The 16954-nt window shown below is 70.2% G+C and carries 13 protein-coding genes; 4 read left to right on the top strand and 9 right to left on the bottom strand.

Going from position 1 to position 16954, the window contains the following annotated elements; translation table 11 throughout:
* The 4 genes from FJY74_06030 to gatE all read right to left on the bottom strand — a co-directional run.
* The coding region (locus FJY74_06030) for an alkaline phosphatase family protein (GenBank protein MBM3307865.1) at nucleotides 1–772 on the bottom strand (772 nt) is incomplete at its 3' end.
* Nucleotides 772–2073: a hypothetical protein gene (locus FJY74_06025; protein MBM3307864.1), complete on the bottom strand. Its 1302-nt coding sequence runs from the start codon at nucleotides 2071–2073 to the stop codon at nucleotides 772–774. The genes FJY74_06025 and FJY74_06030, both read right to left, overlap by 1 nt.
* Before the next feature lie 70 nt (nucleotides 2074–2143).
* Nucleotides 2144–3532 (bottom strand): Glu-tRNA(Gln) amidotransferase subunit GatD, encoded by a 1389-nt coding sequence (gene gatD, locus FJY74_06020; protein MBM3307863.1) that lies wholly within the window; start codon nucleotides 3530–3532, stop codon nucleotides 2144–2146.
* Entirely contained in the window at nucleotides 3519–5552 is a 2034-nt protein-coding gene (gene gatE / locus FJY74_06015) for a Glu-tRNA(Gln) amidotransferase subunit GatE (GenBank protein ID MBM3307862.1), read from the bottom strand. The genes gatD and gatE overlap by 14 nt, the downstream gene beginning before the upstream one ends.
* 334 nt (nucleotides 5553–5886) lie before the next feature.
* On the opposite strand from gatE, the gene FJY74_06010 reads away from it, so the two are divergent.
* On the top strand, nucleotides 5887–9552 hold the full coding sequence (locus FJY74_06010; protein MBM3307861.1) for a S8 family serine peptidase: 3666 nt from the start codon (nucleotides 5887–5889) through the stop codon (nucleotides 9550–9552).
* 79 nt (nucleotides 9553–9631) lie between these two features.
* Here the strand turns inward: FJY74_06010 and FJY74_06005 are convergent, their stop codons facing one another.
* The 5 genes from FJY74_06005 to FJY74_05985 form a co-directional block, all read right to left on the bottom strand.
* The gene (locus FJY74_06005) at nucleotides 9632–10114 is read right to left on the bottom strand and encodes a hypothetical protein (GenBank protein ID MBM3307860.1); all 483 of its coding nucleotides are present in this window, start codon (nucleotides 10112–10114) and stop codon (nucleotides 9632–9634) included.
* A gap of 73 nt (nucleotides 10115–10187) precedes the next feature.
* A complete protein-coding gene (locus FJY74_06000; GenBank protein ID MBM3307859.1) occupies nucleotides 10188–11132 on the bottom strand; it encodes a hypothetical protein in 945 nt (314 codons plus the stop codon).
* Complete coding sequence (locus FJY74_05995; protein ID MBM3307858.1) at nucleotides 11107–11775, bottom strand: ABC transporter ATP-binding protein; 669 nt, start codon at nucleotides 11773–11775, stop codon at nucleotides 11107–11109. Before FJY74_05995 ends, FJY74_06000 begins: the two co-directional genes overlap by 26 nt.
* Nucleotides 11768–12943, bottom strand: coding sequence for an ABC transporter permease (locus tag FJY74_05990; GenBank protein MBM3307857.1), 1176 nt, complete (start codon nucleotides 12941–12943; stop codon nucleotides 11768–11770). The genes FJY74_05995 and FJY74_05990 overlap by 8 nt, the downstream gene beginning before the upstream one ends.
* Before the next feature lie 9 nt (nucleotides 12944–12952).
* Nucleotides 12953–13345: a hypothetical protein gene (locus tag FJY74_05985; protein ID MBM3307856.1), complete on the bottom strand. Its 393-nt coding sequence runs from the start codon at nucleotides 13343–13345 to the stop codon at nucleotides 12953–12955.
* Nucleotides 13346–14122: 777 nt separating this feature from the next.
* On the opposite strand from FJY74_05985, the gene FJY74_05980 reads away from it, so the two are divergent.
* The 3 genes from FJY74_05980 (at nucleotide 14123) to FJY74_05970 (ending at nucleotide 16927) form a co-directional block, all read left to right on the top strand.
* Complete coding sequence (locus FJY74_05980; protein ID MBM3307855.1) at nucleotides 14123–14521, top strand: hypothetical protein; 399 nt, start codon at nucleotides 14123–14125, stop codon at nucleotides 14519–14521.
* Between the two features lie 286 nt (nucleotides 14522–14807).
* Complete coding sequence (locus FJY74_05975; GenBank protein MBM3307854.1) at nucleotides 14808–15776, top strand: DUF21 domain-containing protein; 969 nt, start codon at nucleotides 14808–14810, stop codon at nucleotides 15774–15776.
* A 14-nt stretch (nucleotides 15777–15790) separates the two neighbouring features.
* Nucleotides 15791–16927, top strand: coding sequence for a right-handed parallel beta-helix repeat-containing protein (locus FJY74_05970; protein MBM3307853.1), 1137 nt, complete (start codon nucleotides 15791–15793; stop codon nucleotides 16925–16927).
* Nucleotides 16928–16954: the final 27 nt, after the last annotated feature.

The raw sequence follows: 16954 nt of genomic DNA, 5'->3' as shown, positions 1-16954 counted from the left end.
TCGTCTCCGCCATGCCGTGGTCGGAGAGGACGACCACGTCCACCCGGTCGTACGCCGCCCGCGCGGCCTCGACCGCGTGGACGACCTTCGCCTCGACCATGCGGAGCGCGCGCGCGATCGCCTCGCGGTCGCCCGCGTGTCCGTGGAGGAACCCGTCGATGTGCGCGGTGTACAGAAGCGCGAACGCCGGCCGGCCGTCGCCGCGGAACGAGGCCTCGAGCTCGGCGAAGCTCTGGTCGAAGCCGTGCTTCCACGACCACGACCGCCACGGGATGCCGCGCTCGGCGAGCAGGTCGAAGATCGAGGCGACGACGATCGGCGCGCGCGGCGCCTTGCGAGGACCGGGCGCGTCGAACGCGACGAACCCGCCGGGTGCGTAGATGTCGCGCTTCTCGACGGCGTCGAACTCGGCGAAGAGACGCCACGGTATCCGATAGAGGTGGTAGTAGCCCGAGAACCCGCTCCGCCTCCGATGCCACAGGAGGACCTGCCTGCGGAACCTCGGATGGTCGGAGATCGCGCGCGGGAGCATCCCGAACGCGCGGAGCGACGCCATCTCGGACCGGCTCGTGCGGCGGTACATCCCCCAGTGCCCGTGCTCGGAGGGCATCCTGCCAGTGAGGATGGTCGGCTGCGCGGCGCAGCTGTAGCCCAGCACGGTGCGCTGACGGTAGCGGTGCGGCGCGACCGACGAGAAGAAGTCGCCGTCGCGCACGATCTCCCAGCCCACCGCATCCACGAAGAACACCAGGGCGAGTCTGTCTTGGGGCATCAGTCCGTCGCAGCTCCCGTTCCGGTTCCGCCGTCCTCGGGTCTCCGTCCCAGCAGCACCTCCCTGTGGAACCTCGCGAGCGGCGGGAGAAGCGCCTGCCGCATTGCGTCGTCCGTCAGCGCCGGGGCGTCGGCGGGCAGCGCGAACGGAGCATACCGCGCGAGGGCCGTCCGCGTCCACTCGCGCGGCGCGCCCCCGGCGTCCGCGAAGAAGAGGAGGAGCCCCGTGATGTACGCCCGCGGCACCGGCGAGCCCCGGAGCGCGCCGCGCAGCACGGCCGTCGCGGGGAAGAGGGAGCGCGCGTCCGCGCTGCGAAGCGCCTTCCACGAGCGCGCGAGGCTTCGCGCCGGTCCCTCGGCCTCTGCCAGGCGGGCAATCGCTTCGGGAAGCGTCGCGCCGAACAGGTCGGTCCCGAGCGTCTCGCCCAGGACGCGCCGCCAGAGGGCGAACGCGAAGCGCGGCGCGCGCAGGCCCGCGAGCGCGTCCTCCGGGAGCGCCTCCCGCAGCGCGCGCCAGTCGCCCGTGGTCTTGAACCGCGCCCAGTGCGGGAGCTCGTCCAGGAACGGTGCGACTTCCTGAGCCAGCGCGCGGAACTGCTCGCGGGTCCTGCAGAGCGTGACGAACAGGCGCACGCGGTCCTCGTAACCGAGCGGGACCTCGCGGCGCACGAAGAGGAACGCCGTCACGAGGTCGAGCATGAGCTTGGCCGTCGTGTACTGCGCGCGGAGCGTGACGATCTCGCCGCAGGCGGCCGCGTTCCCGACGCCCGCGCCCCCGGCGAGCAGCCGCTCGATGCACCGGTTGTGCACGAACCTGAGGGCGTCAGACGGCGGGATGTCGTGGATGTCCACCTGGCCGAGCGCGTCGCGCGCCGCCGCGTCGCCGCGAACGAGCATCGGGGAGCGCGCAAGCTCGTAGTGGGCGATGAGCGGGGTGGGACGCCCGGCGCGCTCGCACGGCCGGACCGACACGTCAACGCCGGTGCAGAGAGGAGCGATCTCCGGGTTGAGCCGCGCGACGGCCTGCCGCGCCGCCTCCCTCGATGCCGCGAGGTCCGCGCCGGGCGAGACGATGCACACGAGGTCCACGTCGCTCAGGCTGTGGAGGCCCGACGAGGTCTCGACGACCGTCGCCTCGCCGCGCGACGGGGCGCCGATGAGGAAGACCGCGGCCGCGTGCCGCTCACCGACGGCGGCGGCCACCTCGTCCGCGCAGCGCTCCACGATCGCGGCGAAGAACGCGTGCTTCGCCGCGTCGCGCGTGTAGCGCCCGTGCGGAGTCTCCCGGCTCTCGGTGACCACAGCCCAGCCTCCCGGCCCCGCGCGTCGAACCGCCCGCCCACCGCCCGACGCCCGGTTCCCCGCGCCGCCGTCACTTCCAGTGCGCAGCGATGAACTCGTCCGTGTCGGGCAGACCTCCCTGGAAGATCAGATAGCCGTTGTGCGGCTCGCGCGGCGTGATCTCGTGGCTGATGGACTGCCGCATCATGCGCATGACCTCGCCGTGGTCGTCGGTGTGCGCCAGCACCCACGAGAGCTTCATGAGCGCCGTCTCCGGCAGCATGTTGTCGAGAGGGACGACGCCGATGTCGATGAGGTCGCGGCCGGTGTCGTAGACGTACATCTGCGCGTAGCCCCACAGCGTCTGCACGGTCATGACCACGTGCACCCCCGCGTCGATCGCGCGCTTGAGCGCCGGGTACAGCGGCTTGTTCACGTGGCCGAGGCCGGTGCCGGCGATGACGATGCCCCGGTATCCCTTCTCCACGAGCGCGTCCACCAGGTCGGGGCGCATCCCCGGGTAGTAGTAGAGGATCGTCGCCCGGTCGTCGTAGACCGCGTCGATGACGACCTTCCTCGATCGGTCGCGTCGGCGGAAGTCGTCCGTGAGGTAGGAGAACTCGCTCCGGCTCACCGTCGCCAGCGGCGTGTCGCCCACCGTTCTGAACGTGCTGCGGTAGGAGCTGTGCATCTTCCGGCAGCGCGTGCCGCGGTGCAGCAGGCCGTATCTGTCGGACGTGGGGCCGAACATGCAGATGACGACCTCGGCGATCTCGCCGTACGCCGCGGCCCGGACGGAGTGGATGAGGTTGAGCGCGGCGTCGCTCGACGGGCGGTCGCTCGACCGCTGCGAGCCCACGAGCACGATCGGGACGGGGGAGTCCTGGACCATGAAGGAGAGGACGGCCGCGGTGTGGCCCATCGTGTCCGTGCCGTGGCCGATCACGACACCGTCGGCGCCCCCCTCGATCTCCGCGCCGATCGCGTGGGCCAGCTCGATGTACTGCTCCCGCGCCATGTTCTCCGAGAACACGCCGAAGATCTTCTTCGTGGTCAGGTTGCAGATGTCGGCCAGCTCGGGGACGGCGCCGTAGAGCTCGCCGGGCGTGAAGGCCGGGATCACCGCGCCGGTCCTGTAGTCGAGCCGCGAGGCGATCGTGCCCCCCGTGCCGAGCAGCGTCACCGCCGGAAGATCGGGCCGCCGCGGGAACTCCTTCTCGGGGATCTTGTAGACGGCTTCCTTGTAGCCGACCTCGCGGATCTCGGCGATGCGGTCCACGTGCACACCGACGTTGTAGCCGTTCTTGAGCTTGATCACGATGTGCCGGTCGTCGAGCACCTCGCTCCTGGGCAGGATGACGCCCTCGAACACGCTGCCCGCGTCGTTGACCAGCCGCACGTCGCTCCAGACGCGCAGGCCCAGCTCCGAGAGGCGGGCCTTCGCGCGGCCCTTGTACCCCTTCAGCTCATCCCCGGCCATGCGGACTCCTTGCCACGAGGCTGCCCTCGAGGGCCGCCGCGACGTCCCGCGCGGGGACCTTCCCGCGCAGGTCCGCCATGCACATCCCCATCGCAAGGCGGCGGACGCGGTCGGCGCCGCGGCGCACGTCGCGGCGCGCGCGGCGGGCGGTGCCGCGGGCCACGCCGGGTCCGCGGAGGTCCTGAACGGCCTCCTCCGCGCGCCGGCGGACGAGGTCCTCCCAGCGCGCCGGCGGCTCGCCGAGGCGCTCGGCGCGCACGATGTCGCTCACGGGTGTGGACGGCGCGTCGGCCATCCGCCGCACGATCGCCTCCCACGCCTCACGCAGCACGGGTCGTCTGCGCATCGCCTCGAACAGCTCGCGCCAGCGCTCCTCGGGGACGGCGTCCACCGCGACGCCCGCGCGCCCAAGCCCCCTCAGGCGCTCGCCGAAGAGGAAGCAGGCGGCCCGAAGGTCGGCGGCGTTGTCGCCGGTCATGCGGTCCACGAGGGCCGCGCCGTTGCGGCGGATCAGGTAGTGGATCGTCGGGACCGGCACGCCCGCGGCGGCGTAGCGCGCCTCGCGCTCCCACGGCCGCGGGGCGAGATGCCGGCGGAGCCGTTCCACGCGCTCGCGCGTGACCAGCGACGGGGGGCTGTCGGTGTCGGGGTACATGCGGTCCGGTCCGGGGAGGATGCGCTCGAAGTCCGTCCGCCCGTCGGCGAACGGCTGGCGCGTCTCGTGCGGCACGCCGTCGAGCGCGTCGGCGAAGCGCGTCCGGATCTCCTCCTCGGCGGTGACCGTGTCGGCCTCGACGCCCCACACGACCACGACGGCGTCGCCGGGCTCGCAGCGCAGCCGCGCGCGCAGGCGGCGCAGGTCGTCCACCGACCCCTCGTAGTCGGGCCACTTCTCGTCGTAGTAGAGGATCGGAGGCTGGTCGAGCCCGGCGATGACGCGCACGCGCCCGGCCAGCTCGCTGGCGAAGGTCAGGTCTGGCTGGGTCGGCCAGCTGAGCGCTCCCGCGAGCCCCCTCAGCCGGACGGCACGCACGCAGAACGGACCGGGCAGAAGCTCGAACCCCGCGCGCCGACCCGTGTTCGCGACCCAGCGCTCCCACGATGCCGCCCTCAGCGGCTCGAGCGCGGAGGATGCGAAGGCGTCGGTGACGTTAACGCTGTCGATCCTGAGGTCGGACGGCCCGCGCAGCCCGCGGCGATGCAGTTCGTCGCGCAGCCTGAGCAGGTTCATCTGGCGGATCGCCTCGCCGTGTACGAGCCCCCTCGCCCAGCGTGCCTTGGGAACCCCCTTGATCTCCACGCGCCGTCCGCCGCGGACGGAGACGTTCACGTCCTGCCGGCTCGCGCCGATCCCGACGCGGACGTGCCCGGTGCTCCGGCAGACGCGGCCGACGAGCAGGATCGCCTCCTCGACCTCGTCGGGCGTCCGCAGGTCGGGTCCCGTCACCGTCTCGATGAGCGGCATGCCGAGGCGGTCGGTGCGCCACACGATCAGGTGCCCGCGGTCGGACACCTCGCGGCAGGAGTCCTCCTCGACGCTCACCTGCGTGATCGAGATCTCGCGGCCGCGGAACGGCAGGCGGCCGTTGACTCCGACGATCGCGGTCCGCTGGAACCCCGTCGGGATCGACCCGTCGAGGTACTGCTTGCGCGCGATGTGCACCTCGTCGACGATGTCGCACCCGAGCATGAGGCACTGTTCGATGGCGACGTCGATCGCCTGCTGGTTGACGAGGAAGGGCGGCGTGTCGTCCATCTCGTAGGTGCAGACGTTCTCCTTGTGCAGGAGGTAGATGATGTTCTTCTTCGTGCGGAACTCCATGAGCGCCGTGCCGTCGTACTCCCCGAGCTCCGACAGGGTCGGCCGCATGTGGCGCAGCACCTCGCCGTCGTGCGTCCTCGTGTAGCGGCCGGCGGGGCAGTTGCAGAACATCTTGTTGTCGGTGAGAAGCTGCTGGTGCACCTCGAGGCCGGCTCTCAGGCCGAGCTCGTGGTAGTCGACCGAAGGAAGAGGCTGCAAGGCGGTGGTCCTCCTTTGCGGATGCGTTCGGCAGAGCATAGCGCGGAACGGACCTCTTGGGAAGCGCGCGGTGCCACCGGGTCTCGGCGGCAGCGGCACGCCGGTCCGCGGCACGCCGCTTGAATTCCGGGCGGGGATGTGATACCATCTCGTTGCTCAGATCGGGACCTGTGCGGGGCGCCGTCGGACGACGCGCCCCGCATCTGTAATCTGCGCGCCGCCGGCGTGGCGATGCCCGGCGGCCGCGTGCGCTGGCCGGCCTGCAGGCTGAGGGAGAGCCGAGGGGCCGGGGTGGTTCGGACGGCGCCGTGAGCGCCGGGAAGGAAAGGGCCTCATGAGAGCGGTATGTACAGCGGTGTTTGCGCTCGCTGCTCTTCTGTTCACCGCCTTCGCCTGGGCCGGCACGGTGGCCCCAGGGCTCGAGTCTCAGATGCAGTCGCTCCGCGGCGGCGACGAGATCAAAGCGCTTGTCGTGCTGCGCGATCAGGCGGACATCGCCTCCCTGAACCAGCAGCTGCGCGCGACGAGGGCGACCCGCCAGCATCGGCACGAGGCCGTGCTCGCCGAGCTGCAGGCGGCCGCCGATCGCTCGCAGGGTCCTGTCGTGGACCACCTGCGGGCCGGCCAGGCCGGCGGCGAGATCCGCGGTTTCACGACGCACTGGCTGATCAACGCGATCGTCGTCGTCGGCACCGTGGACGCGATCCGCGAACTCGCGCAGCGCGAGGACGTCGAGGTCGTCGAGCCCGACCTCGTGGCCGAGCTGATCGAGCCCGTCCAGGGGGACAAGGACGGGCCGCCGGGCGGCCTCAGGGCCATCGGCATGGCGCCCGGCATCGCGGCCGTCCAGGCCCCGAGGGTCTGGCGCGAGCTGGGGATCGACGGAACCGGCGTGGTCGTCGGCATCATCGACACCGGCGTGGACGGCACGCATCCGGCGCTCGCGTCACGGTGGCGCGGGCTGTTCGCGGCCCCGAGCGCGTGCTGGCTCGACAACGCCGGTCAGGGCACTCCGAACTTCCCGGTGGACAACCACTACCACGGGACTCACGTGATGGGCACGGTCACCGGCCAGGCGCCGGGCGACACCATCGGCGTGGCCCCGGGCGCGCTCTGGATCGCGGCCAACACCATCAACCAGGGCGTCGGCACCGAGTTCAACAACGACATCCTCCAGGCGCTCGCGTGGCTCGCCGACCCCGATGGGAACCCGCAGACGGTGGACGACGTGCCGTGCGTGGTCCAGAACAGCTGGGGGGTCTACGAGGGGCTGGGCTACCCCGACTGCTACAGCTTCTGGTGGACGGCCATCGACAACTGCGAGGCCGCGGGCGTCGTGCTCACGTGGTCCGCGGGCAACGAGGGGCCGTCCTCCGGGTCGCTGCGCTCTCCGGCGGATCGAGCCTCGAGCCCCTACAACGCGTTCAGCGTCGGCTCCACGCAGCGCTACGCGCCGTACGAGATCAGCGACTTCTCAAGCCGCGGCCCCAGCGGGTGCGGCGGGCAGTACGCGATGAAGCCCGAGGTGTGCGCGCCGGGCTCCACCATCTACAGCGCGCAGCCCGGCGGCGGCTACCAGAACTTGAGCGGCACCTCGATGGCCGGTCCTCACGTGGCCGGCGTCGTCGCGCTGATGTACGCGGCGAACCCGAACCTGGATCCGGAGACCGTCAAACAGACGCTCATGGACACGGCGGTCGACCTGGGCGCCTCCGGCGAGGACAACACCTACGGCCACGGCTTCATCAACGCGTACGAGGCGGTTCTCGCGGTGATGGGCGGTCTGGGCACGGTCAGCGGCACGGTCACGGACGTCGCCACCGGTCTGCCCATCGCCGGCGTTCGCGTGGGCGTGGTGGACCGGCCCGTCAACCGCGTGACCGGCGCGGACGGGCAGTTCCAGTTCATGCTGCCGGTCGGCGAGTGGACGCTGACCTTCAGCGTGTTCGGGTACGGTGACGAGACCGTGGAGATCGAAGTCCTCGAGAACGAGACGGTGGACGGCTCGGTGGCGATGACGGCGCTGCCGTCGGCCGTGCTGTCGGGCGTCGTGTACGACTTCGAAGGCGGGACGGTCGTGGGCGCCACCGTCCGCGTTCTCGACACGCCCCTCGCACCGGTGCAGAGCGGCGCGGGCGGGTTCTACTCGATCTCGCTCCCGGCCGGCGCGACCTACGACGTCGTCGCGCGCGCGACCGGCTACGGCGCCGACCAGCGCACGGTGGACTTCCAGGGTGCGACAACGCTCGACTTCGTCCTGCCGGAGCTCGTCGCCGAGGACTTCGAGTCCGGCGGCTTCCTGATGTACCCGTGGGAGATGGGCGGCAACGCGCCGTGGACCATCACCGGCACGAACCCGCACGAGGGGACCTTCAGCGCGCGGTCCGGCGTCATCGGCCACAGCCAGCGCTCCGACCTGCAGGTGACGGTGGAGGTCATCGCCGCGGACGACATCAAGTTCTGGTACCGCGTCTCCTCGGAGACCAACTACGACTTCCTGCGGTTCTACGTTGACGGCGTCCAGGTCGCGAGCTGGTCGGGGACGGTGCCGTGGACGCAGTTCAGCTACCCCGTCGCGACGGGCACGCGGACGTTCAAGTGGGCGTACACGAAGGACTACTCGGTCGTCTCGGGAGAGGACGCCTCGTGGGTCGACTTCATCGAGTTCCCGGCGCTGGCGGAGATCCCGTATCCGAGCGCGACGATCGCGCCCGTCTCCGTCGAGGAGACCGTCGCCCCCGGGAACGTGGGACAGTCGGCCGTCACGCTGGGCAACGAAGGCGAGGCCGACCTCGCGTACTCGGTGTCCATCGTGTACGGGACCGGTCGGGGCGCGCTCAGCGCCGCTTCCACGGCCCCGCACCACGAGCTCGAGAAGGGCGAGGCGGACATCCACTTCGGCGAGCCGCCCGTGACGGGGTCCGGCGGGCCGGACGCGTTCGGCTACACCTGGATCGACAGCGACGCTCCGGGCGGCCCCGTGTACGACTGGGTCGAGATCTCCAGCATCGGCACCGTCGTGGGCAGCGGCGACGACTCGAACCACGGCCCGTTCCCGCTGGGGTTCACCTTCCCGTACTACGGGCAGACGTTCGGGTCGGTGCGCGTCTGCACGAACGGGTGGCTGTCGTTCACGTCAACGGCGACCAACTACACCAACCAGTCCATTCCGAACACGGCGGAGCCGAACAACCTCATCGCGCCGTTCTGGGACGACCTGAACCCGAACCAGGGCGGCGCCATCTACTACTACGCCGACGCCGTGAACGGGCGGTTCATCGTGCAGTGGAACGCCGTGCCGCACTACAACATCGGCGGGTCGCCGGAGACCTTCCAGGTGATCCTGAACGCCAACGGGTCCATCGTCTATCAGTACAAGACGGTGTCCCTCAGCAACAGCTGCACCGTCGGCATCGAGAACGCGACCGGCACGGTCGGCCTCCAGGTGCTCTACAACGCGGCCGGCTACCTGCACAACGGGCTGGCAGTCAGGCTTGCTGTCGACCCGACGCAGCGGTGGCTCAGCGTCTCGCCGATGTCGGGGACGGTCGGACAGCAGGGATCCGCGCAGCTCAGCCTCACGATGAGTGCGACGGAGCTCGAGGTGGGCGAGTACCACGCCGACGTGCGCATCGCCACGAACGACCCGGACCACCCGACGCTCGTGGTTCCTGTCACGCTGATCGTGACGGAGTGGGCCGGCGTCGAGGACGGGGATCGGCCGTCGTCCGCCGTCCTCCGAGCGGCGCCGAACCCGCTCAGCCGGACGACCGGTCTGAGCTTCCACCTCCCGAACGACGGGCACGTTGATCTCAGGATCTACGACGTCACGGGCCGCCTGGTGAGGACCGTCGTGTCCGGGCCGCGGCCGGCCGGGGCGCACACCGCGCACTGGCACGGGACGGACGACGGAGGCAGGGCCGTCGCGTCCGGCACCTACTTCGCGCGCCTCGTCGTGGACGGGAGGACGGAGGTCAGGTCGCTCACGCTCGTGCGGTGAGGAACGGGCGCACGGACGCAGGGCAACACGCCCGGGCCGCGGGCAGGCCGCGTGAGGACTGCCGGGCTCGGGGAGACGGTCACCTTCCGGCGGCGCCCGGCTTCTCGGCGGCCGGCCTCAGGACGAGCACCTCGTACGCCACGAGCTCCTTCTTGAGGCCGCGGATCACAGCCGAGGTGCCGGGCGTCGCCTCGCCTTTGTAGAGCCGGTCGAGCGTCAGCGCCTCGGAGAGCTTGCGGTTCACGAACAGGTCGAGGAAGGCCCGCTCCTTGAAGCGCTGGTCCTTCTCGCGCGAGCGCTGGACGTAGAGGTTCTTGATGACGAGGTCGTTGTCGAGGCCGAACACGAGCTCGATGGCCCCGAACCCGCCCTTCTGCGACACGGGGATGATCGTGCCCACGACCTCCCCGTTCTCGCCGGTCATCGTGAAGTACTGGAACAGGTCCTGTTGCCCCGGCAGGAGCTCGAAGCCGAGCCGGGACTCGATCTCCTTGCGCTGCGCCGCCGAGATCCGCGCGTTCACGCTCACGTAGTCCCTGGCGTTCGGGAAGATCCGGGTCATGGTGCGCTCCGGGTTGCGCCACACGCACAGGTACGCGTCCTGCGCCTGCGCCGCGAGGGCGCCGGCGGCGATGCTAAGACCCAAGAGCGAACAGGCGATACGCCTGGAGCGTGACCTCGTGCCGCCCTTCATCCACGCCGCCATGTCGGTATCCTCCTCTCACGTTCAGCCACCGCGGCCTCCAGGTGAGGCCCGCGACGTACTCGTCGGCGCTCATCGGTCCGTTCAGGATCGCGCTCGCGGCCAGGTTCAGGTCCAGCCCCGGCGCGAGCGCGGCGTCGAGCGCCACGAACCCCGCGCTCGTCGTCCGGCCGTCGATCCGACCCGCGCTGGCCTCGACCCGCCCCAGCCAGCGCCCCGCGTAGAACGTCGCGTCGGCGCCGACGAGCGCGCGACGCGTCGTCATCTCCGCGTCGTGCGCGTGGGCCGTCCTGCCGTACGCGGCCGAGAGCCCGAACGACACCTCCTCGGTCTCGCCGGGCGTGACCCCGACGCGCGCCATCGCGATGCCGTGGCCCGGCAGACGCGGCGGGTGATGGTGGCCGTAGCCCTGGGTGAGGGAGACGGCACCGTTCACCGCGCCTCTGGCGACCGACAGCATCGCGCCGTTGTCCGACTCCATGCCGAGCATCGTCTCGTGCGGCGTCCCGTACAGGAGCCTCGAGGCGTCGAAGTCGGTCATGAGGCCGTAGGGGAGACGGAATCGCCCGACGGTCACCGCCCACGCTCCAAGCGGCCCCTTGTGGCGCGCGTAGAGTTCGTGCAGCATGACCTCCGAGAGGTCGTCTCGGGCCTCGACCATGCCGAAGAGGATCAGCCGGTCACCCCGGCTGTCGGCGATGGTCTCGCGCACGGACGCCCCCAGGAGGTGCAGGCGCGCCCGGCTGCGCTCGCCCTCCAGCATCTCGAACCGCACGTCGGCGTCGATCCCGACATACCTCGCGGCCTGCGCGACGCACGGCGCGAGGAGCGCGCCGGCGAGCGCCGCCAGCCTAAGCGCTGATCCGACCGTCCTCAATGTGCACCGTCCTGTTGCAGCGCCTCACGATGTCCGCGTTGTGCGTGACGACGACGACCGTCACGCCGTCTCCGTTCAGCCGCTCGAAGAGCTGCATGATCCTCTCGGCGTTGCGCGAGTCGAGGTTGCCCGTCGGCTCGTCGGCGAGCAGGATCGGCGGCGAGTTGATGAGCGCGCGCGCGATCGCCACGCGCTGCATCTCGCCCCCGGAGAGCTGCCCCGGCAGGTGCTTCAGCCGGTGCCCCATCTCGACCGTGTCGAGGAGTTCCCTGGCCCGCGACTCGTCCTTTCGCCCTGTGAACAGCGTCGGCAGGGTCACGTTCTCGAGGACGGTGAGCGTCGGGACGAGGAAGAACTGCTGAAAGACGAACCCGATGGACTCGCGACGGAAGCGCGTGAGTTCCGCCTCACCTGCGCCGTCGAGCCAGCGCCCGTTGACGGCGATCCGTCCGCTCGAGGGCCGGTCGAGGCAGCCGATGAGGTTCAGCAGGGTGGTCTTGCCCGAGCCGGAGTGCCCGACGACCGCCACGTGCTCGCCCGGCGCGACGGCCAGCGAGACGTCCTGCACCGCGGCCACCGTTTCCGGGCCGCGCCGGTAGTGCTTGGAGACCTGCTCCAGTCGTATGGCGTGGTTGTCACTCATTCCTCAGCACCTCCATGGGCACGATGCGCGCGGCGCGCAGCGCCGGGTAGACCGAGCAGGCGAGTCCGATCACGGTGCACGCCGTGAAGGCCAGCACCGCGATCCCCAGGTCGGGTCGCGCGATCACCCCTGAGGGAACGTACGCGACGAGGAACCGCCGCAGCAGAGTGCCGGAGAGCGGACTCAGGACGGCGCCGGCGACGGCCCCGGCCGCGCTGCCCGCCACCGCGATGGCCAGCGTCTCCAGCGAGATCAGGTGCAGGAGGTCGAGCCTTCCGGCGCCGACGCACTTGAGGTACGCGATCTCGCGGCGCCTCTCGAGCACGGTCATGAGCATCGTGTTGACCACGCCGAAGACCGAGATGACCGCGGCGACCAGCACCATGACCATCATGATCGCGCGCGTCGAGCCAAAGAACTGGAGGATGCCCTCGCTGAGCTCCTTCGAGCCGATGACGAAGTGGTCCTCGGGCAGCATCGCCCGCAGGCGGTTGCGGGTCTCGTCCAGCGTGGAGATGTCCTGGAGCTTGATCGCCACGGCGGAGAGCTTGCCCTCGCGGCCCACGAGCTCCTGCGCCGTGGAAAGCGGCAGGAAGAACACGCCGTCGTCCTGGCTGTAGTTGCGCTCGAGGATCCCGGAGACGACGAACTCCCTGTCGAAGTGCTCCGTGTACATCCGGTCGCCCACACCCAGGCGCTCGATGCGCGCCATCTCCGCCCCGAGGATGACGCTGTCCTCCGACTCGAACCAGCCGCCGCTGTGGAAGCGCCAGTCAGGTTTGATCTCCATGATGGCCTCGGTGACGCCCATGAAGATGTCGGTGCGCGTCCCGTCGGCGGTCGTGACCGCGAAGAGCTTGAACGGGAGCACGGCGCCGACCTGAGGCAGGCTCTGGGCCTTCTTGACGGTCTCCTCGCCGACGTAGAGCGGGCTTAAGCCACCCTGGGCGATGACCGATGCGGCCTCGATCGGGCAGCCCTCCTTCGTGACGTACAGGTGCACCCCGGTCTTGTTGACAAGGTCGTCCGTGACGGCGGACGCATACCCCCTGTCGAGCGACAGGGCCACGCTGAGCGTGGCGGCCGATACGGCCAGGCTGAGGCCCGTGAGGACGCTCCGGACCGGGTTGCGTCTGAGATTGCTGAGCGCGACCTCTGCGAATGTCATCGTCGGCTCCTATTCCATGCGCAGGCCCAGGGCGGAGAGCACGACGTGCTCCTCGCCGCTCGTGACCTGCGCGTAGATCGTGACGCTCTTGCCCCGCTCGAGCTTGGGGAACTTGATGCCCTGCTGGTGGATCGTCGCGTTCTCCTTCCCGTCGAGCAGGACGAACTCGCACAGGCCGCCGCACTGGTTCGAGACGACCCCCTGCAGGACGACGCGCCTGCCGTCGTACTCCGCGGGGTTTTGAAGCACCGTGGCCAGTCTCACGACCGGCTCGTCGGGTGGGATGTCGGCGCCCAGGCGAAGTCGTGAGTCTCCGCCGGAGCCGCCGCACCCGGCGAGCAGCAGGGCTGCGATCAGCAGGGCCGGCGCGGCGGGACGAACTGACACGCTGTGTGCGATCATGGTCTTCTCCTTCGACTGTGGACGATGCAGCTTAGACCGCCTCCGGCGGCCGAACGCGCACGCCGCGCATCCGGGCGTCCACAGGGACGCAGTCTGCCGGAAGCATGAGTGGAAGGTCCGCGACGCAACGGAGCCGCGGAGCGGGTGGGATCAGATCCGAAGGACCGTGTAGGCGAGGTGGTGCGGTGAGGCGGGCGCATCGCCGCCGGGGCCGGGAGGCGCCCTCAGCAGGGAGGCGTCATGGTCCGGCTGGTCGCCTGTCTGCAGGGCCTGTGGGGACCTCTGGTCGCGGGCGTCGGTGGGTCCGCTCCCCGCGGGCGGAGCCGGGCTCCTGGGGGGCTGCGCCGAACGGGCGCACTCCCGCCAGCAGCTTCCCCCGCTCGCCGCGCACCCTCCTTCGCAGCACGGGCACACCGGCGCCGGAACGGAGATCGAAGACGCCGTCCGGCCTGTCACCTCGACCGGTCGCCCGCAGCCGCATGCCGCGGGCACACCCAGCGCCGACAGCGCGACGACGACGCCGAGAACGAGCGCGAGCGACCGCTTGGCAGCGGAGTGGGCTGGCATCCTGACCATGTGGGCGTCCTTGTCCGACAAGCAGACCAACAGCCATGATACACGGGCATGAGCCCGAAGTCAAAGCCCCGGTTGACCCGGGACGGCGATTGGGGTAGAATAGCGGCATTCGTGCGCACGCGTCCTCCTTGGCTGGCCGAGGAGTCGCGGGGTACGCGCGTCAGCTTGGACCGCGATCAGCATCCGAGAGGGAGGCAGCAGATGCGGCAGACAATCACGATTGTGGCGATCGTCGTCGTTGGTCTCGGGGTCGGACTTGGTCTCCTCTGGCGCGCCTCAACGGCCGACGCCGGGACGCAGGGCTGCACCGCGGCGGCGCCCGTGTGCGGCTCGGAGCTCACGGCCGGCTGCTCCGGTTGTCCGAGCAGCGCCAAGGCCACGCAGAAGGCGGCGCCTGCCGGGTGCCCCGGGAGCGCGCAGGCCCAGACCGCATCTCAGCCGCCGGCCTGCTCCCACGAGGGCAGCGCGTGCACGGCCGAGTGCGCGCATCATGCGGACGCCAAGTGCTCGTGCAAGGGCGACCGCGCGGCGTGCACCGACGAGATGAAGGCCTCCTGCGAGCAGCGGGCGAAGTGCGAGCGGAGCTGCAGCAAGAGCTAGGCTGCCCGCTGCATCCGCATGGCCCTCGGAAGCGGGACGATCCGGCTGCCGGGGCGCGCGATACGGCGCGTCCCGGCAGCGTCCGTTTCTGGTCCTCCACGGATGTCGATGGTCCAACACTGTGTGACTTGAGGGTCCGCCTGTCGGGGGGGCAGGGACTGCCGTGTCCGCCGCCAGCGCATGCCGGTAGCGCTGAGCACCGCCCTCAGCAGCGCGGTGTCCCCAAACGTGGTACAAATGCAAGTCGTGGGTCAGAGACACTCGCCTCTGTGGAGGAGATCGAACCATGCTGCTCGTCCTTGTCATGAGCTCGGCCGTCGCCATCTTCGTCTCCTTTGTGTGCTCGCTCGCCGAGGCGCTGCTTCTGAGCCTCAACCCGCTCACCCTCAGCCGTCTTCAGGTGGCGAGTCCCCGAGCGGCCGGGTCATGGAGACGCCTGAAGAGCAACGTCGCCCGCCCGATCACGGCCATCCTTGTTCTGAACACCGTCGCTCACACGGGTGGCGCCACCGTGGCCGGCGGCGCCTTCGCTCAGGTCTACGGTGAGCATCGCATCTGGGTGTTCTCCCTGCTGTTCACGGTCGTGATCCTCTTCGGGACGGAGATCCTGCCCAAGGTCATAGGGGTCAGCTTCCGAGACCGGCTCGCGCCTATGGCGGGGCCCGTCGTCGAGGCCCTGACGACCGTGATGCGGCCTGTCGTGCAACTGAGCGAAGCCATGTTCAGGCGGCTGGCGTCGCGAGCGCAATCGGAGCAGATCACGACTGCCGACCTCGTGACGCTCGCCAGCCTCGCGCGGTCGGGCAAGGCGATCGGCCTTGAGCAGGAGAACATCATCGTGAACGCCGTCAGGCTGACCCACACGCAGATCACGCACGCCATGATCCCGCCCGAGCGGATCCGGTTCATCAGGGACGGGGAAGCGCCCGAAGCGGTGCTCGCCCTGGTGCGGGAGAGCGGGCACACGCGATACCCGGTCAGCAGAAGCGACAGTGTGCAGGGCATCTACGCGTACATCGTTTCAAAGAAGGCGGTGCCCGCGACGGGCGAGGACATCCGGCGGCTCATTGCGGACGCCAGGCCGATTCACACCGTCGACCATCGGGCGACGCTGATGAGCGCTCTCCAGTCCATGCTGAAGAACCGGGAGCACCTTCTCTCCGTGGTTGACGACCGCGGGCGCTGCGTCGGGATCGTGACGCTGGAGGACATCGCGAGCGAGCTTCTGAGCGCGGACATCGAGGAGTTCAGGTAGCGAGGAGGATGACCATGTGTGCACCGGCACTCACCGCCGCGCTGCTGTTCCTCTGCTGCGCCTCCGCCACGGCGACGACCTACGTCGTCTCTCCCGACGGCGCCGGTGACTTCCCCACGATCCAGTCGGCCATCGGTGCCGCGACCAACGGTGACGTCATCGTCCTGACCGACGGGACATTCACCGGCGACGGGAACCGCGACATCGACTACCTCGGCAAGGCGATCACCGTGCGGTCGCAGAGCCGCGCGCCGGAGTCGTGCGTGATCGACTGCGGGGGGAGCGAGACGGACCCGCACCGCGGGTTCCGCTTCCGGCACGGCGAGCAGGCCGGGTCCGTGCTCTCGGGCGTGAGCGTCCGCGGCGGGTGGGCGACCTACCCCGACCTCGGCGGCGCCCTCTACGCCGACCGCTGCGCGATCACGATCGTTCGCTGCCGCTTCGCTGAGAACGAGGCCGCGAGCGAGGGCGGGGCGATCTTCGCGTACGGCACCCTCGCGAAGATCGTGGAGTCCGAGTTCGTCGGGAACGCGTCCCACGCGGCCGCGGCCGCGAGCTTCCACGACGAGAGCGAGGCCTACGTGATCGAGTGCCTCTTTGAGGACAACGCGTCGTCCTCATCGGGCGGGGCGCTGACCTTCTGGATCTCCGGCCCGAACCTCGTCGACCGATGCACCTTCGTGGGCAACACCGCGGCCCACGAGGGCGCCGCGCTGTGGGCGGAGAAGATCAGCTCCACCTTCGTGAGGAACTGCACGTTCTGGGGGAACGGGTCTCCCGACGGGACCGTGCTCGCCGGCAACTACGAGCTCACCATGGTGAACACCGTCGTCGCCTTCAGCACGCAGGGCCCGGGCGTCGCGTCCAACGAGGACTACGTCGAGCTTGCGTGCTGCGACGTCTTCGGCAACGAAGGCGGCGACTGGGTGGGGGCGATCGCCGACCAGTACGGCATCAAGGGCAACATCTCCGCCGACCCGCTCTTCTGCGACCCGGCGAACGGGGACCTCCACATCGCCGCCCCGTCCCCCTGCGTGCCGTTCTCCCCGGTGAACCCGGAGTGCGATCTCGTCGGGGCGTGGCCGGTGGGCTGCGGCGGGGTTCCCGTGGCGCCGAGCACGTGGGGCGCCACCAAGGCGATGTACAGGTAGCGTCAACCCTGCCCTCATGGCACCATC

The organism is Candidatus Effluviviaceae Genus I sp. (assembly GCA_016867725.1).
Lineage (GTDB): Bacteria > Joyebacterota > Joyebacteria > Joyebacterales > Joyebacteraceae > VGIX01.
This window is presented reverse-complemented; position numbering and strand designations above follow the sequence as displayed.

Bases quoted from the DNA above. Each gene is read 5' to 3' on its own strand.
- FJY74_05995 (MBM3307858.1), bottom strand. From the start codon at position 11,775: ATGAGTGACAACCACGCCATACGACTGGAGCAGGTCTCCAAGCACTAC.
- FJY74_05990 (MBM3307857.1), bottom strand. From the start codon at position 12,943: ATGACATTCGCAGAGGTCGCGCTCAGCAATCTCAGACGCAACCCGGTC.
- FJY74_05975 (MBM3307854.1), top strand. From the start codon at position 14,808: ATGCTGCTCGTCCTTGTCATGAGCTCGGCCGTCGCCATCTTCGTCTCC.
- FJY74_06010 (MBM3307861.1), top strand. From the start codon at position 5,887: ATGAGAGCGGTATGTACAGCGGTGTTTGCGCTCGCTGCTCTTCTGTTC.
- FJY74_05970 (MBM3307853.1), top strand. From the start codon at position 15,791: ATGTGTGCACCGGCACTCACCGCCGCGCTGCTGTTCCTCTGCTGCGCC.
- gatD (MBM3307863.1), bottom strand. From the start codon at position 3,532: ATGGCCGGGGATGAGCTGAAGGGGTACAAGGGCCGCGCGAAGGCCCGC.
- FJY74_05985 (MBM3307856.1), bottom strand. From the start codon at position 13,345: ATGATCGCACACAGCGTGTCAGTTCGTCCCGCCGCGCCGGCCCTGCTG.
- FJY74_06005 (MBM3307860.1), bottom strand. From the start codon at position 10,114: ATGACCCGGATCTTCCCGAACGCCAGGGACTACGTGAGCGTGAACGCG.
- FJY74_05980 (MBM3307855.1), top strand. From the start codon at position 14,123: ATGCGGCAGACAATCACGATTGTGGCGATCGTCGTCGTTGGTCTCGGG.